The sequence below is a fragment of the Alienimonas californiensis genome, assembly GCF_007743815.1.
GTDB classification, from domain to species: Bacteria; Planctomycetota; Planctomycetia; order Planctomycetales; family Planctomycetaceae; genus Alienimonas; species Alienimonas californiensis.
Map to the genome: position 1 here is coordinate 3,474,797 of NZ_CP036265.1, position 23,110 is coordinate 3,497,906.

The window sequence follows — 23,110 nt, forward strand, 5'->3', positions numbered from 1 at the left end:
CGGTAGTGTTCGGGATCGGTCGACCGCAGCCGGTGGACGAGTACGAAGCCCGGGGGGAGGTGGAACGGGTCTACCACGAAATCCGCCAGTCGTTGCGGGTCCGGGGGGTGAACCTGCTGTTCCGCACCTGGGCCGGGTACGAGGGGTTCCTGCCGGTCGCGTGGGACGCCCTCCGCCCGAACCTGGAGACGCGGGCGTTCGAGGACGCCGCCGACGCGGTCCGGACCGCCGCGGTCCGGGCGGCGACGCCGCTCGGCCCGCTCGGAGCCCGCGGCGCCTGCGGGTTGGGGGAGAGCCAGGGCTGGCAACTGTCGCGGTCGCTGGCGCTCTACCACTACGTGAACCCGAAATTATTGGTGCTGGTCTCCGCCGCCCGCCTGGCCCTCGCCGGGGAGAGGGTCGGCGGCGCCGCGGCGGGCGACCCGCCGGAGCGGATCGAACGGGGGGAGCCGGCGGCCATGCTCCCGATGGAGATGGTCGACGAGGAGCCGGACGACGAGCGGCTGCAGGAGCTCTTCGCGGACCTGAAGGCGACGCTCGACCTGCCGAGCGTCAACAGCGACTACCGGACGCTCGCCCTCTGGCCGGACTACCTCGCCGCCGCCTGGGAGCGGCTCAAGCCGATCGTCGCGCGGCCGGAGTACGCCGCCGCCGCCGACGAACTCCGGGCGACGTCCCGCCGGCTCGCGGCGGACCTCCCGCTGCCGGTCCCGCTCTCGGCCGAGGGGGTCCGCGAGGCCGGCGCCGACCCGGACGCGCTCCTCGAGAAGACGGAGACGTTCGAACGCCTCCTGCCGGGGCTGATTCTCAACGTCGCCCTGTTTTCGCAGGACTGGCGGTCGCCGGAGGAACTGCGCGTGTCACCGTACCCCGCCGCCCCCCGGCCCCCGCAGAGCAGGAGCCCCCGATGAACTGGCGGGAGTGGCAGAACCGACAGCGGCTGACGGAACTGGGGGACCGGTTCGTCAGCTACGTCGACGAGGGGGACGGGCCGCCCGTCGTGCTGCTGCACGGCATCCCGACCTGGAGCTACCTCTGGCACGGCCTGCTGCCGGAGCTCGCCGGGCGGCGCCGGGCGCTCGCGCCCGACCTGCTCGGCTTCGGGTTCTCCGACCGGCGGGACGGCTTCGACCGCTCCATCGCCCGCCAGGCGGAGGCGATCGACGCCTGGATGGATGCCCTGGGTCTCGATTCGGCGGCGATCGTCGCCCACGACATCGGCGGCGGCGTCGCCCTGCGGCTGGCGACGCTCTTCCCGCACCGCGTCGAGCGCCTCTGCCTGATGAACTCGGTCTGTTACGACTCCTGGCCGATCGAGGCGATGCTCCAGTTCGGTCACCCGGGGGCGTACCGCAAAGCGTCGGCCTCGACGACGCACGCGCTGCTCAGGCAGATGCTCAAGGGGGGACTGGCCTCCTCGCCCGAGCCCGAGTTGCTCGACGGCCTGATCGCCCCGTACCGGACGGAGGTCGGCAAGCTCAGCCTGATCCGCGACGCCGCGGCCCTGAACACGAACCTGACGACCGAACTGACCCCGCTGCTCCCGGGGATCGACGCGGCGACGCTGATCCTCTGGGGCGAGGACGACACGTTCCAGCTCCCGAAATACGCGGAGCGGCTGGCAGACGACGTGCCGGGGGCGCGGTTGGTTCCGATCTCCGACGCGCGGCACTTCGTGATGTGGGACCAGCCGGAGATCGTCGCCGAGCAGGTCGCCGCCTTCCTCGACGCCTGATCGAGACCGCCGACCCTCCCGCCGGACGAGCCCGACCTCACGTTCAGCGGCTTGGTTGCCGCGAACATTGGAACGCCCCGACGGGTTAACGTTCGTGGTTCGCAATCCGTTAAAGCCAGCATCGGGCTTTACGACGGCTTAGGCCCCCGACGCTTTCATGGAGCAGCGCTGTACCGGAGGAGGGATGACCGCCGCCGCAATCTCGAACCTGCCGACGCTGGAACTTGCCGACTCCCGCACGTGACGAAAGGCCGCCCGCGTCGCCCCGGTTCGCCACCTCGGGCCGCTACCTCCGCGACGCCGTCTACGGCGCCACGGACGGCACGGTGACGACGTTCGCGGTGGTCTCCGGCGTGGAGGGCGCGGGGCTGTCGCCGCGAATCGTGCTGATCCTCGGCGTGGCGAACCTGGTGGGCGACGGCTTCAGCATGGCCGCGGGCAACTATCTCTCGACGAAAGCGGAACGACAGCGGCGGAGTGAAGCCGAGCGCCCGGCGACGGACGAACCGGCGGACGAAGCCGGTCCCGCCGCAACCGAGTCTCCGGTCGCCAAGACGCCCGTCGCCGACACGCCGAATCCGCTGCGGGCCGCGCTGGTCACCTTCGTCGCGTTCGCCGCCGCGGGGGCGGTTCCCCTGCTGCCATACGCCTTGGGCCCCGTCCTGCCATACGCCTTGGGCCCCGTCGCCGGCAGGAACCCAGCCCCGCTCAGCGCCGGATTGACCGCGGCGACGTTCTTCGGCATCGGCGCCGGCAAGGCGTTGTTCGTCCGCACCCGCTGGTGGCTGGCTGGGCTAGAGTCGCTGGCAATCGGCGGGGCGGCGGCGGCGTTGGCCTACTACTGCGGGGCGCTGCTGGCCGGACTGGCGTGAGTGAAGGCGGCGCAGCGGGGGCCCGCGTTCCCAGTGCCGCGCGTGCCGACCCCGCACCCCCAATCTCCGGTGGCGTCACGCAGTTGCCTCCGGACGACGCGCTGTGAGAGGGAATAAAGCTCCCCGCCGCCCCGTCGCAGCGGCCCGCTGCGACTTCCCTCGAGCACGGAAGCGGCACCAAGGCCCTGCGAGATCGCCCCACGCGTGAGGGTTCGTCGGCCCCGAATATCGGAATGCTCCGACGGGTTAGCCTTCCTTGCTGACAGTCCGCTGAATCCCGCATCGAGTTGTGCGACGGCCTGGGCTCCCGACTCCATCGGGAACCAAGCGCTGTCCGGGATGCGGGATGACCGCCGCCGCGACCTGGATTCCGACCGGCGGGATTGTCGGACCGCCGCTCGGAATGTCGGGCGGCGGCGGCGCGTTCCTTTCCCCACTCCTCCTGAAGGTTCCCCATGCAAAACGCCATGAAGATCAGCGACGACGTCACGGTCGGCCCGCAGCCGAGCGAGGCGGAACTCCGCGAACTCGCCGGCGACGGCTTCAAAACCGTCGTGAACTTCCGCACCGACGGCGAGGAGGACCAGCCGCTCTCCCCGTCCGCCGAAGGCGATAAGGTGCGGGCGGAGGGACTGGAGTACCTCAACGTCCCGGTTTCGATGGACTCCATGGGGCCGGATCTGGTGGACCGGTTCCGCGAAAAATACGCCGACCTGCCCAAGCCCGTCTTCGCCCACTGCAAAAGCGGCAAGCGGGCCGGGGCGATGGTGATGATGCACGTCGCCGTCGAACGCGGCATGAGCGGCGACGAGACGCTGAAGCAGGCCGAGGAGATGGGATTCGAGTGCGACCAGCCGGAACTGGAGGACATGGTGAAGAACTACGTCGACGCCCGCACCGGAAAGGAGGGCGCGTGATGCTCGTTCTTGAACAGATCAACACCCCGGGGATCGCCCAACTCTCCTACCTGATCGGCGACTCCGGTGCCGGGACGGCCGCGGTGATCGACCCGCGACCGGACTGCGGCGTCTACCTCGAACTCGCCGAGCGACACGGGCTGTCGATCACCCACGCGATCGAAACCCATATCCACGCCGACTTCCTGAGCGGCAGCCGGGCGTTGAAGTCCCGACTCGGCGGGGAGATCACGGTCTGCGTCAGCGGCGAGGAGGACCCCGACTACGGGTACGACGTGCGCCGCCTGCGGGACGGCGACCGACTGACCTTCGGCGACGTCACGTTGACCGCCCGCCACACGCCCGGCCACACGCCGGAGCACCTGGCCTACGAGGTGGCGGACGGCGACGACGTCGACAACCCGTGGGGCGTGTTCAGCGGCGACTCGCTGTTCGTCGGCAGCCTCGGCCGGCCGGACCTGCTCGGCGAGGAGGAGACTGAGGAACTGGCCAGGAAGCTGTTCCGCACGATGCGCGACTACTACCGCAACCTCGACGACGGCGTGCTGGTGTACCCCGGTCACGGCGCCGGCAGCGCCTGCGGCGCCGACATCGGCGATCGGCCGGTCACGACGATCGGCCGGGAGAAGCGGGAGAACGAAGCCCTCGACATCGACGACGAGGACGCCTTCCTGAAGTTTATCAAAGAGGGCGCCCCGCCGGTGCCGGCCCACTACCCGCGGCTGAAGAAGGTGAACCTTCAGCCGCACGACCTCGCCCGCGGCCCGGCCTGCCCGCCGCTGTCCGTGAAGGCGTTCCGGCAGCGGAGCGAGGACGGCGACGTGCAGTTGCTCGACACCCGCGACATGCTCGCCTTCGGAGGCGGTCACGTCCCCGGGGCGATCAACATCGGCGACCGGGACGAACTGAGCGTCTGGGCCGGCGATATGCTCGACCCGGACCGCCCGCTCCTACTCATCGCCTACGACGACGGGCTGATCCCGGAGCTCGTCACGCTGATCTACCGCGTCGGCTTCACCCGCTTCGCCGGCTACCTCGCCGGCGGCATGACCGCGTGGAACAACAGCGGCCTGCCGCTGGCGAAGGTCCGCGAGCTGACCGTGAAGGAACTGAACGAACGCCGGGGCGACGTGCAGCCGCTCGACGTCCGCAGCGACGGCGAGTGGGGCTCCGGCCGCGTGCCCGGGGCGACGCATTTCTACGTCGGCGAGATGCGGGACGGCAGCCTGCCGGACCTCGATAAGGACCGTCCCGTCGCCTGCTATTGCGGAAGCGGCTACCGGGCCAGCATCGCCGCCAGCCTGCTGAAACGCGGCGGCTTCGCCGAAGTGATCAACGTCCCCGGCAGCTGGGGCGCCTGGAAAAAGCAGGATCTGCCCGTCGAGGGCGGCGAATAAGCCGCGGACCCGTCCCGCCTCCCGGCGGGGCGGGGGACTCGCCTGCGGCGTCGTCGCATCGGCGGCGTCGCGGGCGAGCCTTTCCAACGGCTGGTTGTGACGCCGCCCGGGTTGCCGAGACCGCTGCCACCTCACCAAGGATCAGTCCTGTGCCGAACACGTCGCAGGCGCGTCGCCGGTTCCTCGCCGCCTTGTCCGCGGCGGCCGCCCAGGCCCCGCTCGCCGTCGCCGGCGCTGCAATGCCGGCGCCGGCGGCCTCCGGGGCGGCGGCCCGACCGCGGCGGGACCGTTACGTCACGCTGCTGTACGTCAACGATTCGCACGGCCGTCACACGGGCCTCGCCGTCGAACCGGGCGACGCCACCTCTCAGACCGGCGACCCCGGTCGCGATTGGGTCGAGTTCGAGCGCAGCGGCGTGATCGGCGGCTTCGCCCGGCTCGCCACGGCGGCGAAGCGCGTTCGGTCTCGCCGCCCCGACGAACCGGTCCTGTTGCTCCACGGCGGGGACACGTTCAGCGACGACCTGCTCGGCAACCTCACCGGGGGCGAGGCTGTCGTTCGCCTGATGAACGCCGTCGGCTTCGATTTCATGGCCCTCGGCAATCACGACTTCGATTACGGCGTCGAACACACGCGGTCGCTGCAACGACTCGCCGAGTTCCCGATGCGGGCGGCGAACGTGACGCAGTCCGGGAAGCCGTTCCTCGGCGAGCCGTACAAGATTTTCGACGCCGGCGGGGTGCGGGTCGCGACGCTCGCTCTCGGCTATCACAACACGCCGTGGACCGCCTCGGACAAGCTGATCGAGGGGCTGGCGTTCGGCGACGGGGTGGAGGCCGCCCGCAAACTCGTGCCGCGACTCCGCGAGCGAGCCGACGCGGTCGTGGTCGTGTCGCACCAGGGCCCGCCGATGGACGCGAAACTCGCACAGGAGGTTCCGGGCATCGACCTGATCCTCGCGGCCCACTCGCACGATTGGCCCCGGCCGCCGCGACGCGTGAACGGCGTGCCGACGGTCCAAGCGCTCTCCGACGGGCTCGTACTGGCCGACGTGCGACTGCGGGTTTCGCCCGCCGGGAAGGTCGCCCTCGACCGCGCCGACTACGAGCCGCTGTGGGCCGACCGGTTCGAGGAGGACGCGGAGATCGCCGCCCTCGTCGAAGAGCTCCGCTCGCCGCACCGGGACGCACTGGAGGAGGTTGTCGGCCGCACGTCCGACCGGATCGGTCGGCAATACGCGTCGCCCAGTCCGTTCGACCACCTCGTCGGCCGCATACTGATGGAGGAGTTCGACTGCCAGGCCGCGATCCTGCCGGGGGTCGGCTACGGCGTCTCGCTGCCGAAGGGCGACGTGACCCGCGAGCGGCTCTACACCCTGCTGCCCCATCCCGCGAAGGCCGTCGTCGTCGAGATGGGCGGTCAGGCCGTGCTCGAGACGCTCGCCCAAAGCGCCTTCAACCAGAACCCGCCCGAACCGCACCTGAAGGTCGGCGGGGTCGTTCAAACCCCCGGCATCGGCTGGCGGATCGACTTGACGAAGCCGATCGGGGCACGCGTGAGCGACGTGACGATCGCCGGCCGCCCCGTCGAACCGGGGGCGAGCTACCGCATCGCCACCCACTCCGGCCCCGCGGGCGGCGTGCACCGGTATCAGGCCGTCGCGACCGCGAAGCGGCTGGCGGAGCCGGACGTCCGCGTGAACGAACTCGTTGAGCGCCGTCTGCGCGCCGCCGGCGTCGTTTCCGCCCCCGACGCCGGCGGGGCCTGCACATTGATTCCCGCTCCGAACGACAATCCCAGAGTCAGTCCATAAAGGGGAGGTAGGCGTAGCCGTCCATTTGCAGGTTGATATTCACCGTGGCGGCGGACACCGCGACCGTAACCTCCGGGGCGACTTCGTCCGTCGCGAACCCGTGGTGAGCCAGCGCCTGGCCGCAAACGTAAATTTCGACCCCCTCCTTTCTGAGTTTTTGGATGACGTCGAGGTTCGGGTTGGACGAAGGCCCCTGTGCTTGAGCGTAGGGCTTGGAACGCTTGACGTAGGCGTCGTCCCGGAGCGCCGCCTGCGTCGCCGGGCCGTGGAGGATGAGCGCCATCTTGAGTCCGTCGTCGGTTCCCGCCCCCGCTTGTGTGTACTGGTTCAAGATGAGCGCCGCCCGATCAAACCCCTTGATCACGCCGCCCGACTTCTCGTCGGAGGTGATGTCGAGCACCACTTTGGAACTCTTCTTAGGCTGCTGGGCGGCCTCGGGCAGCACGACGATCCCGCCGTGCCCCTTGATCAGCGGATATTCGAACTCGGGCGTGCCCGTCGGGTCAGCGACGAGCGCCGCCGCCACGAGGGTCGGAAGGCCGAGGGTCATAAGGGTCTTCATCCGTGTGCTCCTGCGTGAGAAATTGGCGGTGGAGGGGAACGCTTCAGGATCAGGCGAGAGCCTGAGGACGGTGCGAATTACTGTGGAGGTTCATGACCGCTCAGATCACCCGGCGGCGTGGCGCGTACCCGGCGTTTCCAGCGGTTCTCGACGACGGGGGCGGGATTCCACGAACCAGACGACGAGCAGGCCCGCGGCCACGAGGCCGGCGACAAGCAGCCACGGAGAGACGCCAAACAACTCGGGGAGCGTGAGCTTCCCGTGATCGCCCCACATCTTGGTCAGCGATTGCAGCGGCGAGTACAGGGCCACGAAGAGACCCGCCCCGACGAGCATCCCGAGGACGCCGACCATCGCGTCCCGCCGCCCCTCGCCGCAGGCGGCGACGCTCGTGCCGGGGCAGTAGCCGAGTACAGCCATGCCCGCCCCGAACAGCACGGCCCCGACGAGCACGCCGCCGAGCAGGAGCGGCTTAATGTGCAGCGACGTCTGGTTGTTGTCGACGAGGGCGAAGACCCCCACCGAGCCGACGACGACGGCGGTGCCCATAATCTTCACCACGGTCCAGTCCTTCAGCAATAATTGGCCGAGGATTACGTGGTACTTGGCGACCCGCCCCTTTTGGAGCAGGAACCCGAAGACGATGCCGGTGAGCAGGCCCAGGCCGAGCCTTATCGGTTCTTCAAACATTCTTCGCTCCTTCTCGACCGTAGAGCAGGAAGGCCGTGGCGACCGCCGCGGCGAACATTGCCACGACGAACAGCCAACTCGACGCCGCGAATTGCAGGGTCCCGCTGATCCCGTGGCCGCTCGTGCAGCCTTGAGCGAGCCGGGCCCCGAACATCATCACCGCCCCGCCGAGGAAGGCGACGACCAACCGCTTCGCCGTCCCGTTGCCGAACCGGGACCGCCAGAGCGGCGGCACCTTGAGATCTGTGCGGTCGCCTGAGAACAGCGAACTCAGCAGCGCCCCAACGAATACGCCGAGCACGAGCATCCATTCCCAACCGATCTTGGGCGACTCGCCCTGCTCGGCTTTCTCCACATAATACGGGTGCGACTTCTCCAGGGAGGGCGCGACCGCCTGTCCCGCGAGGGCGGCGGTGTTCTCGAAGGCCGAGGTAATCCCGAGCGGGTGATTGGCCGTGGCGAAGGCGAACCAACTTAAGATGCCGATGCCCGCGCCGACGAGATACGGGGACCACGCAGTTTTCGTCAGCGGGTTACTCATCTCGCGTCTCCGAGAGTGCGGCGTGCGGAACCGGTGGGCGCCTCGCTGCGGTCGGACCAGATCAGCCAGCCGCCCAGCAGAATCAGCAGCAGGCCGGCACCGAGGAAGGTCAGATCCCAGACGAGGTGATCCGTCGTCTCAACTACGTGATGGACCTGCAGAATGTGGTGATCGATCACCCCCTCCACGAGGTTGAAGATCCCCCAGCCGAGGGTGAGCGAACCGACGAACGTTCGCGTGGAAAGCGGTACGTCGGGCCGACGAACGGCGTGCCAGAGCATGCCGAGCCCGACGGCGGTCATGATCCAGCAGAAGGCGTGGAACAGCCCGTCCCAGAACATGTTAATCTCGAGGTTCACCGCCAGCGTCGAAGGCTCAACGGCGCCGCTCACGGGGAACTTGGCGGAAAGCATATTGTGGAGCTGCATCAACTGGTGAAACAGGATGCCGTCCACAAATCCGCCCATTCCAATGCCGATCATCGTCGCCGACGAGATCAACGGGCGCCGGTCACGGGGGTTCATTTGACGTTCTCCTCGGGTTTTTGAGTGACATGCTCGGACTCGAGAGGCACTCTCTCAGATCCGGGAGAGATTGGGGCAGGGGCCTGCCCCTCTTCCGCCCCCGGAGGAGTCCGGTCTCCTGCCCACGGGAGACCGAAGTGGATCATGCCGACGATCAGCAACAGGACCGGAATCGGCAGCGTCGTCAGGACGCCGTTGAGCCAGAAATCGTCGTTGAAGATCCCAGCCCAAACCTGTTTGCCGACCTCTGAATCGCAGTAGGGACAGGCGACCGCAGCGGCGGGGCTTACTGCCAGCCCCAACACTGACGTCGCCCCGCAGAAATAGCGGCGAAACATGAACGGCTCCCGGTTCATAGACAAGTCCATCGATCCTCGGTTCGACGTCCTGGCTCAGCGAGCCGCCGCCCCGGCGAATCGTTCTTCGGCCACATCGCTCCGGGGGGCACTCGGGGCCGAACGGCGGAAGCCGCCTCGCAGGGCTCTTAGCGCCTGCCGCTCCCGATCGATCTCGTGGATCGTGCGGAAGCCGAGTCGGCGAATGATCGGCAACGGCGGGCACCAGCCTTGAAGGGCATGCTGGAACAGAAAGCCGGTGACGACCAACGGCAGCCAGGCCCACCGCCGATCCGACGTTAACGCCAGCGCGCTGCCGGTGAACGCGAGCGTGGCGGCGTTCGCCTCCAGCGTCCGCTCCGTATCCCACTCGTGATCCAGCTCTCGCAGTCGGTGGTCAATCTCTTCGGGCGAGGCGTCGCGGTAACGGGCGACGCGTTCTTCCATCTCCCGCTGAATTCGCTGGTTGACCTCCTCCATCGTATGTTCCGGCACTCGGCGGCTGGTCGGGGGAAGCATGGCGTCGCTTTCGTTCAGTGGGTGTGGTTCGAAGATTTTTGACGTGAAGCCGGATCGGCTCCGCATCTCGTCTAATGAAAAGGTGTCGCAAATGCGGCGCCGCTCAGCCCCGCTCGTTCTTCGTCCAAAGAATTTGGTGGCGCACTGACCGGATCTGTCCCGCTGCTGTCTGATCAACGGCCCCGCTGATCGACCGCCGCGCAGTTGAAGACCGGACCTATGGAAAGTCGGCCGTCAGTCAGCGAACGGCGCCGCGGAGGCGTCGGCGTCATTCCACCGGCAGGCCGGCGGCCCGCCACTCCGGGACGCTGAACCGCAGCCGCTGAGAGGCTCGTGTCGCTTTCTGCAGTAGGCGGTTGCCCGCGACGGCGCGGGCGCAGAACGGGCCGCGGCAGTACACGTACAGCGGCCCGGAACGGGGAAGGTCCGGCTCCGACTGACCGAGAACCTCGAACGGCACGCTGCGGGCCGCAGGCAGGTGGCCGGCGGCATATTCCTCCTCGGGGCGGAGGTCCAACAGCGTGACGCCGCCGCCTTCGATCTGCTCGAACAACTCCCGCTCGGAGATCGACGCGGCGTCGTCGAACTCCTCCCGCATCGTCTCCCGCACCTCAGGCAGCACGACCTCGCCCAAATCCCGCAGCCGCAGCCAGAGCTCGCCGACCTTCTCGTCGGTCAGCCGGCAGTGGACGGTGCGGCCCTGCTTGCGGGCGGTCACCAGGTTCGCGTTCCGCAGTAGACGGACGTTAGCGCTGGCCGCGGCGGTGGTTTGCCCAGTGGCCTCGGCGAGTTCCCCGACGGTCTTCTCCCCGTGAGCCAACAGATTGAGCATCTTCAGCCGGTGGGCGTTGCTCAGCGCGTGCCCCACGCCGGCGAGTTGCTCGTAAATCCGGGCCTGCGGCGGCGGAGCGGGTTCGGGATCTGCGGACATCAATGAGGGGGCGGTGAAGGTCCGGGATCGCGACGGCCGCGGCCCCGACGGCAGCAAGGAACTGGGAAGCCTCGGCGGGATCGGCGTCGGCCTCACCTCATGATAGCCCGTTGCCCCTCTTTGACAAACTGTCAAACAACCTATTGACTGATTGCAGTTTGGGCCGATGATGGGGACGTCGCGGGACGAACGCCGTCGCCGCGACTGCTTTCGTCCCGTCCAGTCATTTGGAGACGTCTCGATGTCGCTCGTCACCCGCCGCGAACTCCTCGGCCACGCCGGGGCCCTCGGCCTCGGCGTCGCGTTCCTGCCGCACGCCGCACGCGTGGTTCGGGCCGGCGAAACCGGCCGCCCCGCCAGGGGAGAGACGCCGGACGGCGTCGTGTTGGAGGTCGTCGAAAGCGGCGGGCTCTCCCACTACTCCTACTTTTTGGCGGATACGCGGGCCGGCGTCGCCGCGGTGATCGACCCCCGCCGCGACGTGGCGGCGTACCTGAAGCTCGCCGAGGAGCACGGCGTGACGATCACGCTGGCAATCGAAACGCACGTCCACGCCGACTTCGTCTCCGGCGCCCGCGAACTGGCCGACCGCACAGGAACCGCCAAGATCGCCGCCAGCGTCGAGGGCGGCGCCGCCTACGGGTTCCCCGTCGACCGTAAGCTCAAAGACGGCGACACGTTGAACGTGGGCTCTATTCGACTGCGGGCCATCCACACCCCGGGCCATACCCCCGAGCACCTGTCCTACGTCGCCTCGACGAAGAAAGAAGACCGGCCGTGGTCGCTGTTCACGGGGGACTTCCTGTTCATCGGGTCGATCGGCCGGCCGGACCTGATGGGGGTGAAGAATACTGAGGGGCTGGCGCAGAAGCTCTACCAGTCCGTGCGGACCGCTTATGCCGACCTGCCGGACGCCCTGCCGATCCATCCGGCTCACGGCCCGGGCTCTCCGTGCGGGGCGAACATCCAGAAGCCGAAAGGCACGCCGACGCTCGGCCGGGAACGGGACGCCAATCCATACTGGCGGATCGAGGATCAGGCGGACTTCGTCGAGGCCCTGCTCGCCGCCCAACCGCCGATCCCGTACTACTGGCCGCGGATGAAGCAGGTCAACGCGGCGGGGCCGAAGGTCCTCGGCGACCGCCCGGCCCCGGAGGCGCTGGCCCCGGCAGCGTTCGAGAAACTCATCGCCGGCGGCGACGTACAACTGGTCGATACGCAGCTCATGTTCGGCTACGCCGGCGGCCACATCCGCGGGGCGACCGACCTGGGCTATAACGAAGTCATGAGCCTCTGGGGCGGCTGGACGCTGGATTACGACAAGCCGATCGCCCTGGTCGTGCCGGAGACCGCGGACGCCGAGGGGCCGCGGGACTGGCTGGCCCGCGTGGACCTCACCGAAGTCCAGGGCTTCCTGAAAGGCGGCATGACCGCATGGGTGAAGTCCGGCCGGCCGTTCGACTCGTTTCAAACGATGTCCGTCCGCGAGGTGCACGAGACGTTTCCGACCGACGCCATGCAACTGCTGGACGTCCGCCAGCCCTCCGAATGGGATATGGGGCACGTGAAGGGGGCGAAATATATTTTCCTCCCCGAACTGCCGAAGCGGCTGAACGAACTGGACCGCTCCAAGCCGGTCGTCGTGTATTGCGGCAACGGCTATCGGGCCACGCTCGGCGCGAGCCTGCTGCGGCAGAACGGGTTCGACGCCCGCACCGTGCCCGGCTCGTGGGACGCGTGGACCGCCGCGGGCCTGCCGGTCCAGACGCCGCGGTCGCCGGGCAAACCCTCCGACACGACCCGCCGGTCCGCTTAATCGGCCGGCACTGAGTTCTCTCGATCTGCATTGCCGCCGAGCGTCGTCCCGGCGACGCCGCTCCCGCTCTGTCCCCTTCTTCAACGTCCCGCACGGGGCGTTCATGGAGCCGTTATGTTTTCATTTCCACAACTCGCTGTCCGCGCGACGATCATGGCCCCAATCCTGTTCGTCGCACCGGCCGCCCCCGCGGCTGACGCCGAGCGCGACTCCGACCGCGTCCGCACGTTGTCGATCGCCTACGTCAACGACATTCATGCCCAACTCGAACCGCACCCGGAGTTGTTCTGGAACGAGCGGACCGATGAACGGGTCCGCGGCGCCGGCGGACTGAGCCGGATTAAAACTGCCTTCGGCCGGCTCGCCGAAACGCGGCCGCACCTCCTGCGGATCGACGGCGGCGACACCTTTCAAGGCTCCGGCCCCGGGGCCTGGACCGAAGGCGGCGTGATGGTTCGGCCGATGAACGCCCTCGGCATTGATTACGCGATCCCCGGCAACTGGGCCGTCGCCTACGGCGCCGACCGGCTGGTCGAACTGTCGGAACAACTCAACTACCCGCTGCTGTCCGCGAACATCTACGACGCCGCGACCGGCGAACTGGCGTTCGAGCCGTATCGGGTGCAAGAGATCAACGGCGTCCGCGTGGGTCTGATCGGCTTCACCGATCCGGACGTGCCCACCCGTCAGCCGCCCTATATGAGCCGCGGCCTCTCCTTTCGCGGAGAAGAGGTCCTGCAGCCGGCGATCGACAAACTGAACTCCGGCGAAGGCGTGGAGGGCGGACCGGTCGACGTCTTGGTCCTCGTCACCCATATCGGATTGATGAAGTCCGTCGAACTGGCGGAGACCCTGCGGGGGGTGGACGTGCTGCTTTCCTCGGACACCCACGAACGCACCTACGAACCGATCGTGCGGGGCGAGACGTGGGTTGTCGAAGCGGGGGCGTTCGGATCGCTGATGGGCGTGCTGGACCTGTCGGTGCGGGACGGCAAGATCGTCGACCGCCGCTGGGAACTGCTCGAGTTGAGGGCGGAGAACTATCCGGAGGACCCGGAAGTCAAGGCGATCGTCGAGGAGGAACTCGCCCCGCACCGCGACCGCATGGACCGCGAGATCGGCCGCACGGGGGTCTGGCTGGAGCGGTACAACGTGATGAGCTCCCCCCTGGACCGGATGATCGCCGACGCGATCCGCGAGGAGGCCGACGCGGAGATCGGGCTGAGCAACGGCTACCGCTTCGCCCCCCCGACCGCCCCCGGTCCCGTCACCGAGGGCGACCTCTGGAATTGGCTGCCGACCCCGCTCCCGCTGAAACTCGGCGGGGCGACCGGGGCGCAATTAAAAGCGTACTGGGAGAGCGAGTTCGAGAACGTGTTCTCCGCCGACCCGGATCGCCTGTTCGGCGGCTGGCTGGCCCGGCCCAGCACCAACGTGCACGTGGACTTCAACAGCACGGGCCCGGCCGGCGAACGGCTGATCGGAATCGCCGTTGACGGCGAGCCGCTGGAGGAGGACCGCGTTTATAAAATCGCCGCCGGGGCCCGCGACGGGCAGCCGGAGGACCAGATCCACCGCGTCAAACAGTGCCGCAACGTCCGCATCGAGGACGCGACTACCCATGACGCCGTCAGAAATCTCCTCAAACGAAGCTCCCCCGTCACGGAGACCGGCGAGCCGCCGCTGCACTGCGTCATCCGGCCGGACGTCCTCCGCAGCCAGTTCCTGAACCCGAAATTCCGCGCCCTCGCCGACGGCGAGCAGGGGCCGGAACAGAACGCCCCCCGTTAATCCGCCGCGATCGTTCACGTCCCCCGGTTTCTGAACCCACCAAGACCGCGTTATGAAGACTCTCAACCTCCGCCTCGCCCTCGCCGCCGGCGTCGCCTTGACCGCCGCGATCGGCCTGACCGCCGCCGACCGCCCGGCGCTCGCCGCTCTGCTCGCCCCGGGTCCCGCCGCGACCGCCGCCCCGACGGAAGCCGGCGACGACGGTCGCCCGGTGATCGGCCTCCAATACGACGGTCCCATCAAGGTCGTCTATCAAGTCAGCGACGACGAGTGGAAGGACGACGTCGGCAAGGGCCTGCTGTATCTCGGCAAGCTCCGCGACTACTACGAAAAACAGGGCGTGCCGGCCGAGCGGCTCGATATCCGGGCCGTCTATCACGGCGAGGCCGCCGCCCATCTGCTGACGGACGAGGCGTGGCGGAAATACGGCTTCGAGGGCGAGGCCAATCCTAACACGGCTGTGATCTCCAAATTGACGGAGCGGGGCGTGACGGTCGAGCTGTGCAACGCCCGCCGTCAGCGGGAGGGGTGGGCGAAGAACGAGATCCACCCGGACGTGCAGCTCGCCCAGGCCGCGTACGCCCGGCTGATCGATCTGCAACACCAGGGCTACGCCTACATCCGCTTTTGATCCCGCGTTCTTCGTGCGTCCCAAGTTCCTCCCCTGAAAGTCGTCTCATGCCCGCTGCCTGTCCCCCCTCTTCCGTGTCCTGCCGTCCCTGTTTCGGGGCCGTCGTGGTGCTCCTCGGCGTGGCCGCAATCTCCGCCGCGGCGCTCGTCGGCTGGTCCGACCCGATGTCGGCGGGCACGTCCGCGTCCGATTCGCCCGCCGCCGCCGAACAGGACGCTGCGCCTCCCGCCCCACAGTCGGGCGAATCGAAAGGCGTGGCCGCCGCCGCGATTCCGCCGGTGCCGTGGCGGACGGATCTGACCGCGGCGCTGGCGGAATCGGCCCACTCCGGCGAGCCCCTGCTGGTGGACTTCGCCGCCGCGTGGTGCCCGCCCTGTCGACTGATGGACGAGAAGACTTGGTCGGACCCGACCGTCCGGAAAGCGGTCACCGCCGACGTGATTCCCGTGAAACTTGATGTCGGAAACGCGGCCGCCCAAGCCGCCTCCGACGATTACGACGTGGCCTACCTGCCGACGCTGCTATTGCTGAACCCCGCGGGGGAGGAGGTCGCCCGCACCGGCTTCGTCGACGCCGCGGGGCTGCTCGAATTCCTCGACGAGAATCGGGCCGCGGCGACCGCGTCCGATCGCTGATCCGCCCGCGATCTGCCCCCCCCCTTCGCCGCCGCGTCCGGCGGCGTATTCAACCCCCCAAGCCTGAAACCGAACGCCATGTTCTCCGCCGCCCTGCTCACCGTCGCGCTCGCCGCCGCCCCGGCCGCCGAATCGACCCCGAGTGACGATCCCACCGCGAATCCGACCTACCTCCATCCGGTCATCAAAGGGCACGGTGGGATCATCCCGCTGCCGGACGCCGCCCTGCAGCCCCGCAAAAACGCCAAGGTTCTGATCGATATCACGTCCGACGAGAAGTCCGGCAGCGTCCTGAAGGGCTTCGACCGGGCGGCGTTGATTCTCAATCTATACGCCCACGCCGGCGTCGGCCCGAAGGAGGGAATGAAGATGGCGATCATCCTGCACGGTCCGGCGGTCACGGCAGCCCTGTCCGACGAGGCGACCGCCGCCCGGGCGAAGCCGTACCTGAAGGATAAAGGCGTCTTAACGAACCCGAATCTCGACCTGATGCGGCAATTGAAGAAGGCCGGCGTGGAGATCCTCGTCTGCGGCCAAAATCTGTCGCACCTCGGCATCGCGACGACCGAGGTCGCCGACGCGGTGACGGTGGCGGTGTCCGCCGCGACAGTCAACATCGGCCTGCAGGCCGACGGGTACAGCGTCATCGGATTCCATTAAACCGACGCCGGCGCTGCCTGCAGCCCCCGACCGCCATCAGGATTGATCCCCCCCCCCCCGCCCGAACCCGGCAGGCGTCCACGACCGCTCTTGGAGGCTGTTTCAATACAAACCCGAAGCGTCAGCGAGGGAGGCGGGCGCAGCCCGGCCCCCGCTTCGCCGGCGCCCTCGCTGACGCTTCGGGTTGGTGTTCCGAGCGGTTCTAAAACAGCTTCTTTGCGGATCGAGGGGGTTCAACCGTCGGCGGTCGGGCCACGGCGGCCGTGGCAGGGGATGCGCTCCGTTGTTGCGAACGAATTCGAGAGCACGGTGCGCCGGGCGACGCCGTCGCGGGGCAACGCCCGTCGACCGGTTGACGGCGGGGGGGCGGGCGGGGAATGATCGCCGTCGTGAACAGCGACCTGACACGTCGGGCGGCGACGCTCGCTCTGATGCTCGTCACGGTCGGGGCCGGCAGCCCGTCGTTCACGCACGCCCATTCGGCCGCCGGTCATCCGGCGATCGAAACGACCGAGGGGCACAAGGCTCACCCTGGCGAAGAGGCCCACGGTCACGCCCCTCACGGTGACGACGAACGGTCCGGTCACGGGAGCCGTCACCGGCACGTGGCGCTGCTCGGCGTGCTGCAGGTCGAGGTTCCAGCGACGCCGGAACAACCGACCGCGGAGCAGGGCGACGACCCCTTCACGCTGCTCGAGAAAGCGCCGCTGCCGAACGCCGACGACGATTCGGCGACGGCGCTGAAGTACGCGGCCGCGGTCCTCTGCCCGCAGACGGCAGCGCCGACGGCCGAAGAGCGCCGCGGCCGAACGCACCGACCGCCGGCGGTCGGCGGCGCTCCGCGGGGCGCTGTGCTGCGGGTGTAGCGACGGGGGACGGCTGACGGAGCGTTTCGCCGCTGGGGTGAGGCGTCGGTCCGTGCCGTCCGGCGAGTTCTGTTCGGGATTGATCGATCCGCCCGCCCGGGCGGTCCGCGTCCCGGTTCCCGCTCTTCCCGTCTGCTGCGCGTTCCGTGTCCACACCAGCCAGCCCCGCTGCGCCGCCCCGGCGCCGACGAATCCTCATCTACCTCTCCGGGGCGGTCATTGCCGCGGCTCTCCTTGCCGCGGGCGCCGTCGTGGCGACGCCCGCGGGCCGCGGCCGTCTCGCCGAATGGCTGTCGTCGGGGCCGTCCTCGCGGGCCGAAGCTCCGGCCGAAGAAGGCGGGTCCGCGACGGAGTCGGAGGGGCCGAAGCTGTTGCAGCTCAGTCGGCAGGCCCGGGAGAATCTGGGGCTGGCCGTCGCCCCGGTTCGCGTCGGGACTTACACCCGCACGTTGACGGTGCCGGGCGTGCTCACGGACCGCCCCGGCGTGACCGACCGCGGGGTCACCTCGCCGGCCGTCGGGACGGTCGTGACGGTGTTCGCCTTCCCGGGCGAGACGGTTCCGCCGGGCGGCAAGCTGTTCTCCGTGCGGCTGTTCAGCGAGTACCTCCAGCAGTCCCAGAAGGAACTGTTTCAAGCCGTCCGGGACCGGCAGATCAACAAGCCGGCGCTGGAACGGGCCCGGCGGCTCGAACAGAGCGCCGCCGGCACCCGGGCCCGCACGGAGGAGCTCGAAGGGGTGGAATCTCGGCTGGAAGCGACCATCGCCGCCCAGTACCACGACCTCCTCACCCGCGGGCTGACGCCGGAGCAGATCGCCGGGATCGTCCGCGGCCGGTTCGTGTCGACCGTCGACGTCTTCGCCCCGCCTGCCGAGGGCGAGGAGGCGGAGGACGCCGCGGTCGACGTCGACCCGTTGGCCGCCGTCGTCGCCGCGACCGAGGAGGCCGCCGCCGGTGGGCAAGGCGCCGCGGCCGACGACGAGGGGGAACCGGCCGGCGACGGCATCCTGTTCGAGGTGCAGTCGCTGGCGGTCGAGTTGGGCCAGCAGGTCCAGGCCGGGCAGTTGCTGGCGACGCTGGCGGATCACCGCTCGCTGTTCATCGAGGGGCACGCCTTCAAGCGGGAGGCCGCCGTGCTGGCCCGGGCCGCCGAGCGGAATTGGCCGGTGGAGGTGGAGTTCGCCGAGGACGAGGCCGCCGACTGGCCGCCGCTGGACCAGACGTTCCGCATCCGGCACCTCGCCAACATGATCGACCCGGAGAGCCGGACGTTCGACTTCTTCGTCCCGCTGGAGAACCAGTCGCGGACCTACGAGCGCGACGGCGAGACGTTCACCCTCTGGCGGTTCCGGCCGGGCCAGCGGGTCCGGTTACAGGTCCCCATCGAGGAGTACGAGGGAGTCGTCACGCTGCCCTCGGAGGCGGTCGTCCGCGAGGGGCCGGAGGCGTTCGTGTTTCAGCAGAACGGCGACCTGTTTCGCCGGCTGGGGGTGCGGGTGCTGCACGAAGACCGCACCCGGACGGTGATCGCCGACGACGGCAGCGTGCCGAAGACCGCGTATCTGGCCCAGGGGTCGGCGGCGACGCTGAATCGAGTTCTGAAAGCCCAGGAAGCCGGCGGCGAGATGCCGGGCGTGCACGTGCACGCCGACGGCACCGTCCACGCCGCCCACTGACCGGACCCGATCATGCTCGACGCCGTCATTCGCTTCGCCCTCCGCAACCGCGTGCTGGTGCTCGCCGTGAGCGTCGCCACGCTGGTGTACGGGGCGCTGCTGGCCGCCCAGATGCCGATCGACGTCTTCCCGGACCTCGACCGCCCGCGGGTGATCCTGCTCACCGAGGCCCGCGGGCTGGCGACCGAGGAGGTGGAAACGCTGGTCACCTATCCGCTGGAGATCGCCCTGCTGGGCGCCAGCGGCGTGGAGGACGTCCGCAGCCAGTCGACCGCCGGGCTGAGCGTCGTCTACGTGGAGTTCGGCTGGGACACGGAAATCAGCGACGCCCGCCGGACCGTGCAGGAGCGGATGGCGACCCTCGCCGGAACGCTGCCGGAGGGCGTCGTGCCGCAGATGACGCCGCCGTCGTCGATCATGGGGCAGATCGTCGTCGCCGGGCTCTCCCGGCAGGCGGGCCCGCGGGGCGGGGAGCTGTACTCGATCGAACAGACCGGCCTGCTGCTCGAAGCCCTGCCGGGGGGGGCTGCGGACCGGTTCGCCGTCTGGGAGCCGGTCGAACGCCGCCGGCCGGAGACGTGGACCCGCGTCGCCGACGCGACCGTCGAACCCGCCACGGGGCAGCGGGTCGAACTGGAACGACTCGGCTCGATCGGCGGAAGCCCTGTCGAACCAGGCGACGGGGGGGCGAGCGACGAGGCCGCGACGCCGACGATCCGCGTCGTCCTCGACGGCCGGGAGCGGCTCGTGCGGCTGGCCTCCGATGCGGAGCGCCGCCGGGACCTGCGGACGATCGCCGACTGGATCGTCCGGCCGCGGCTCCGCAAGGTGACCGGCGTGGCGGAGGCGTTCATCCTTGGCGGGGACCGCAAGCAGTATCAGGTCCGCATCGACCCGGCGGCGCTGCTGGAGTACGGGGTGAGTCTGCAGGACGTGGAGACGGCCCTGCACGAAAGCAACATCAACACCAGCGGCGGGTTCGCCGTGACCGGCGAGACGGAGCGACCGATCCGGGTGCTCGGCCGGCTCGGCCCGCGGCCGGAGCGGGTCGTCGAGGAACTGAAGGCGGTGCCGGTCGGGGCGAACGATCGCCGCCCGGTGCTGCTCGGACAGGTCGCCGACGTGGTCGAGGCGGCGGAGTTCAAGCGGGGCGACGGCAGCGTGAACGGACGCCCGGGCGTGGTGTTCACGGTCGTCAAACAGCCGCACGTCGACACCCGCGGCCTGACCGACCGGGTGGAAGACGCCCTGACCGACGTGGAAGACACGCTCACCGCCGATCTCGTCGTCACGCCGGACCTGTTTCAGCTGCGGGGGTTCATCGACCGCGGCGTGTTCAACGTCGGGGAAGCCCTCGTGCTCGGCGCCGGGCTGGTCGTGATCGTGCTGTTCCTGTTCCTGCTCAACGTGCGGACGACGTTCATCACCCTGACGGCGATCCCGCTGTCGCTGGTGATCACCACGCTGGTGTTCCGGCTGGTCAGTTGGCTGTCCGGCAGCGAGCTGTCGATCAACGTGATGACCCTCGGCGGGCTGGCCGTGGCGATGGGGGAGCTGGTCGACGACGCGATCGTCGACGTGGAGAACATTTTTCGCCGGCTCAAGGAAAACAACGCCCGCCAGAAGCCGCATCCGGCGTTGCGAGTCGTCTACGAGGCCAGTCGGGAGATCCGCGGGGCGATCGTGTTCGGCACGGCGGTGGTGATCCTGGTGTTCCTGCCGCTGTTCGCCCTCGGCGGGGTGGAGGGGCGGCTGTTCGCCCCGCTGGGGGTGGCCTACATCACCTCGATCCTCGCCTCGCTGCTGGTCTCGCTGACCGTCACGCCGGTCCTGTCCTACTACCTGCTGCCGAACGCCCCGGCGACGCACGGCGAGTCCGACGGCCCGCTGCTCCGGGCGCTCAAGGCCCTGACGCGGCCGCTGGTCCGGCTGAGCATGGCGGCGCCGTCGCTGATGCTGTTCCTGACGTGGACGGCCGTGGGCGTGGCGGCGTGGCAGGCCGCCGGGCTGGGGCGGAACTTCCTGCCCGCCTTCGACGAGGGCAGCGTGCAGATCAACGTGACGCTCCCGCCGGGCGCCTCCCTGGACGCCTCCAACGCTGCCGCCGAACTGATCGACCGGCAGCTCCGCCGGCGGCAGGTCTCCGCCGCCCAGCCGGACGCGGCGATCCGCAGCTTCGTCCGCCGCACCGGCCGGGCGGAACTGGACGAGCACGCCTCGCCGGTGAACGCCAGCGAGTACATCCTCGCCATGAACCCCGACAGCGAACTGGACCGCGAGGAGGTCATCGACGAACTGCTCGAAGTCCTCCGCGACGAGGTCCCGGGCGTGGGGATCGAGGTCGAGCAGCCGCTGGCCCACCTGATCAGCCACATGATCTCCGGCGTGTACGCCCAGATCGCGATCAAGGTCTACGGGGAGGACCTCGACACGCTCCAGCGGCTGGCCGAGCAGATCGAAGCCACCGTGGCGGAGGTGCCCGGCGTCACGCCGCCGGTGATCGAGCCGATCCAGATGACCGAGGAGCTGCACGTCCGCCTGCGGCCGCACGACCTCGCCTTCTACGGCCTGACCCGGGCGGAGGTCGCTTCGCTGGTGCAGACCGCGTTGCAGGGGCATCTCGTCTCCGAGGTGCTGGAGGGCTCCCGCCGGTTCGACCTGCTCGTGCGGCTGGAGGAGCGCTCGCGGACCGACTACGCCAACCTCGGCCGGCTCCGCATTGACCTGCCGGGCGGGAAGGGGCAGGTCGAACTGCGGGAGCTGGCGGACGTCGAACGCGGCGTCGGTCCGAACGCCGTGAACCGGGAGAACGCCCGCCGGCGGATGGTCGTCCGCTGCAACACGCAGGGCCGCGATTTGGCCTCCGCCGTCGAGGAGATTCAGGCCCGGCTGGACGGCACGCTCGACCTGCCGCCCGGCTACTTCGTGGAGTACGGCGGGCAGTTCGAGAGCCAGCAGCGGGCCACGCGGACGATCCTGATTCTGGCGGGGGTCTCGACCGTCGGCATCTTCGCCGTGCTGCTGATCCCGTTCCCCTCGGTGCGGATCGTCCTGCAAATCCTGAACGCCCTGCCGACAGCGTTCATTGGCGGCGTCGCGGCGCTCGTGATCACGGATCAGACGCTCACGGTGGCCAGCCTCGTCGGGTTCATCTCGCTGGGCGGGATCGCGGTCCGCAACGGCATCCTGCTGGTCAGCCATTACGTGCACCTGATGGCCGAGGAGGGCCAGCCGTTCACGCAGGAGACCGTGCTCCGCGGCAGTCTCGAACGACTGGCCCCGGTGCTGATGACGGCCCTGACCGCCGGGATCGCCCTCATCCCGCTGGTGCTCGGCGGGGACGAACCCGGCCGCGAGATCCTGTATCCGGTCGCCACCGTGATCCTCGGCGGGCTGACGACCTCCACCTTCTGCGAGTTCCTCGTCCACCCCGGCCTGTTCTGGCGGTTCAGCGGCCGCGACGCCGTCCGTCTGGCAAAGGGCGGAGACGAGGACGACCTGCTCGCCCCGCCGCCGACCGAGCCCGCGTCCCCCGAGATTCAGCCCGCCGCCGAGGCGCCGGGCCCCGCCTGATTCCCGACCTGTCTCCCGCGGCCGGGACCCTCCCGGCCGCACCCTTCGCTGTTCCCCTCAAGGACTGAACCCATGAAGTTCCCCGCCGCCCCCCTGACCGCCCTCGCCCTGTCCGCGGCCCTCGTTGGCTGCAGTTCGAACGAGCCCGCGGCCGACGCCGCGCCCGTCGCGGCCGACGACCAGGCCCATGGCGATCACGACCACGCGGCCGAGGGTCGGGACCACTCCGGCGAGCACGGGCACGGAGCCGGCCCGCACGACGGCACCGTGACCGACTGGGGCGGCGGCGCCTATCACCCGGAGTTCCTCGTCGACCACGACAAGCAGCAGGCGACGGTCTATCTGCACGGCCCGGACGAGAAGACGCCGGCCCCGATCGCCGCGGAGTCGATCCGCCTGACGATCGTGGAGCCGGAAATCGACGTCGAACTCGCCGCCGACCCGCAGGAGGGCGACCCGGAGGGGAAGGCGTCGCGGTTCGTCGGGACCGACCCGGGCCTCGGCGTCGTCCGCGAGTACGAGGGCACGATCAGCGGCCTGATCGACGGCACGCCCTACACCGGCGACTTCAAAGAGGTCGCCCACGGACACAGCGAGGAGGAATGACCGCCCACGGCCACGGGGC

At 69.4% G+C, this 23,110-nt stretch carries 22 protein-coding genes; 15 read left to right on the forward strand and 7 right to left on the reverse strand.

What is annotated here, in order from left to right:
- The first annotated feature begins 5 nt into the window (after positions 1-5).
- From CA12_RS13635 to CA12_RS13660, 6 genes are all read left to right on the forward strand, one after another.
- Entirely contained in the window at positions 6-911 is a 906-nt protein-coding gene (locus CA12_RS13635; protein WP_207621993.1) for a halocarboxylic acid dehydrogenase DehI family protein, read from the forward strand.
- Positions 908-1,735 carry an alpha/beta fold hydrolase gene (locus CA12_RS13640; protein ID WP_145359555.1) on the forward strand — a complete coding sequence of 276 codons (828 nt, stop codon included), beginning with the start codon at positions 908-910 and terminating at the stop codon, positions 1,733-1,735. The genes CA12_RS13635 and CA12_RS13640 overlap by 4 nt, the downstream gene beginning before the upstream one ends.
- Positions 1,736-1,959: 224 nt before the next feature.
- Complete coding sequence (locus tag CA12_RS13645) at positions 1,960-2,607, forward strand: VIT1/CCC1 transporter family protein (RefSeq protein WP_145359557.1); 648 nt, start codon at positions 1,960-1,962, stop codon at positions 2,605-2,607.
- Positions 2,608-3,062: 455 nt separating this feature from the next.
- On the forward strand, positions 3,063-3,524 hold the full coding sequence (locus CA12_RS13650) for a beta-lactamase hydrolase domain-containing protein (protein WP_145359560.1): 462 nt from the start codon (positions 3,063-3,065) through the stop codon (positions 3,522-3,524).
- Positions 3,524-4,921 carry an MBL fold metallo-hydrolase gene (locus tag CA12_RS13655; protein WP_145359562.1) on the forward strand — a complete coding sequence of 466 codons (1,398 nt, stop codon included), beginning with the start codon at positions 3,524-3,526 and terminating at the stop codon, positions 4,919-4,921. Before CA12_RS13650 ends, CA12_RS13655 begins: the two co-directional genes overlap by 1 nt.
- A 149-nt stretch (positions 4,922-5,070) precedes the next feature.
- Positions 5,071-6,735, forward strand: coding sequence for a bifunctional metallophosphatase/5'-nucleotidase (locus tag CA12_RS13660; protein ID WP_145359565.1), 1,665 nt, complete (start codon positions 5,071-5,073; stop codon positions 6,733-6,735).
- Here the strand turns inward: CA12_RS13660 and CA12_RS13665 are convergent.
- The 7 genes from CA12_RS13665 to CA12_RS13695 all read right to left on the reverse strand — a co-directional run bounded on the left by CA12_RS13665 (position 6,725) and on the right by CA12_RS13695 (position 10,837).
- Positions 6,725-7,297 (reverse strand): DsrE family protein, encoded by a 573-nt coding sequence (locus tag CA12_RS13665; RefSeq protein ID WP_145359568.1) that lies wholly within the window; start codon positions 7,295-7,297, stop codon positions 6,725-6,727. The genes CA12_RS13660 and CA12_RS13665 overlap by 11 nt on opposite strands.
- A gap of 105 nt (positions 7,298-7,402) precedes the next feature.
- The gene (locus tag CA12_RS13670) at positions 7,403-7,987 is read right to left on the reverse strand and encodes a DUF6691 family protein (RefSeq protein ID WP_145359571.1); all 585 of its coding nucleotides are present in this window, start codon (positions 7,985-7,987) and stop codon (positions 7,403-7,405) included.
- Positions 7,980-8,528, reverse strand: coding sequence for a YeeE/YedE thiosulfate transporter family protein (locus tag CA12_RS13675; RefSeq protein WP_145359574.1), 549 nt, complete (start codon positions 8,526-8,528; stop codon positions 7,980-7,982). The genes CA12_RS13670 and CA12_RS13675 overlap by 8 nt, the downstream gene beginning before the upstream one ends.
- Complete coding sequence (locus CA12_RS13680; RefSeq protein WP_242687910.1) at positions 8,525-9,010, reverse strand: DUF2243 domain-containing protein; 486 nt, start codon at positions 9,008-9,010, stop codon at positions 8,525-8,527. The genes CA12_RS13675 and CA12_RS13680 overlap by 4 nt, the downstream gene beginning before the upstream one ends.
- Positions 9,011-9,048: 38 nt before the next feature.
- Positions 9,049-9,390, reverse strand: a complete 342-nt coding sequence (locus tag CA12_RS13685) for a hypothetical protein (RefSeq protein WP_145359579.1) — start codon at positions 9,388-9,390, stop codon at positions 9,049-9,051.
- Positions 9,391-9,444: 54 nt separating this feature from the next.
- Positions 9,445-9,906, reverse strand: a complete 462-nt coding sequence (locus tag CA12_RS13690) for a YgaP family membrane protein (protein WP_207621995.1) — start codon at positions 9,904-9,906, stop codon at positions 9,445-9,447.
- 268 nt (positions 9,907-10,174) lie between these two features.
- Complete coding sequence (locus CA12_RS13695; RefSeq protein WP_145359581.1) at positions 10,175-10,837, reverse strand: ArsR/SmtB family transcription factor; 663 nt, start codon at positions 10,835-10,837, stop codon at positions 10,175-10,177.
- 241 nt (positions 10,838-11,078) lie between these two features.
- Between CA12_RS13695 and CA12_RS13700 the strand changes: the two genes are divergently transcribed.
- The 9 genes from CA12_RS13700 (at position 11,079) to CA12_RS13740 (ending at position 23,091) form a co-directional block, all read left to right on the forward strand.
- The gene (locus tag CA12_RS13700; RefSeq protein ID WP_165700755.1) at positions 11,079-12,653 is read left to right on the forward strand and encodes an MBL fold metallo-hydrolase; all 1,575 of its coding nucleotides are present in this window, start codon (positions 11,079-11,081) and stop codon (positions 12,651-12,653) included.
- Between the two features lie 153 nt (positions 12,654-12,806).
- Positions 12,807-14,444, forward strand: coding sequence for a bifunctional metallophosphatase/5'-nucleotidase (locus tag CA12_RS13705; RefSeq protein ID WP_207621996.1), 1,638 nt, complete (start codon positions 12,807-12,809; stop codon positions 14,442-14,444).
- Between the two features lie 52 nt (positions 14,445-14,496).
- Positions 14,497-15,075 (forward strand): DsrE family protein, encoded by a 579-nt coding sequence (locus tag CA12_RS13710; protein ID WP_145359589.1) that lies wholly within the window; start codon positions 14,497-14,499, stop codon positions 15,073-15,075.
- Between the two features lie 74 nt (positions 15,076-15,149).
- Positions 15,150-15,710, forward strand: coding sequence for a thioredoxin family protein (locus CA12_RS13715; protein WP_165700756.1), 561 nt, complete (start codon positions 15,150-15,152; stop codon positions 15,708-15,710).
- A gap of 78 nt (positions 15,711-15,788) precedes the next feature.
- Complete coding sequence (locus tag CA12_RS13720) at positions 15,789-16,370, forward strand: DsrE family protein (RefSeq protein WP_145359594.1); 582 nt, start codon at positions 15,789-15,791, stop codon at positions 16,368-16,370.
- A 377-nt stretch (positions 16,371-16,747) separates the two neighbouring features.
- A complete protein-coding gene (locus CA12_RS13725) occupies positions 16,748-17,236 on the forward strand; it encodes a hypothetical protein (RefSeq protein ID WP_145359597.1) in 489 nt (162 codons plus the stop codon).
- 146 nt (positions 17,237-17,382) lie between these two features.
- Positions 17,383-18,912 (forward strand): efflux RND transporter periplasmic adaptor subunit, encoded by a 1,530-nt coding sequence (locus tag CA12_RS13730; protein WP_207621997.1) that lies wholly within the window; start codon positions 17,383-17,385, stop codon positions 18,910-18,912.
- Between the two features lie 12 nt (positions 18,913-18,924).
- Complete coding sequence (locus tag CA12_RS13735; RefSeq protein ID WP_145359600.1) at positions 18,925-22,485, forward strand: efflux RND transporter permease subunit; 3,561 nt, start codon at positions 18,925-18,927, stop codon at positions 22,483-22,485.
- A 72-nt stretch (positions 22,486-22,557) separates the two neighbouring features.
- On the forward strand, positions 22,558-23,091 hold the full coding sequence (locus tag CA12_RS13740) for a hypothetical protein (protein ID WP_145359603.1): 534 nt from the start codon (positions 22,558-22,560) through the stop codon (positions 23,089-23,091).
- Positions 23,092-23,110 lie beyond the last annotated feature (19 nt).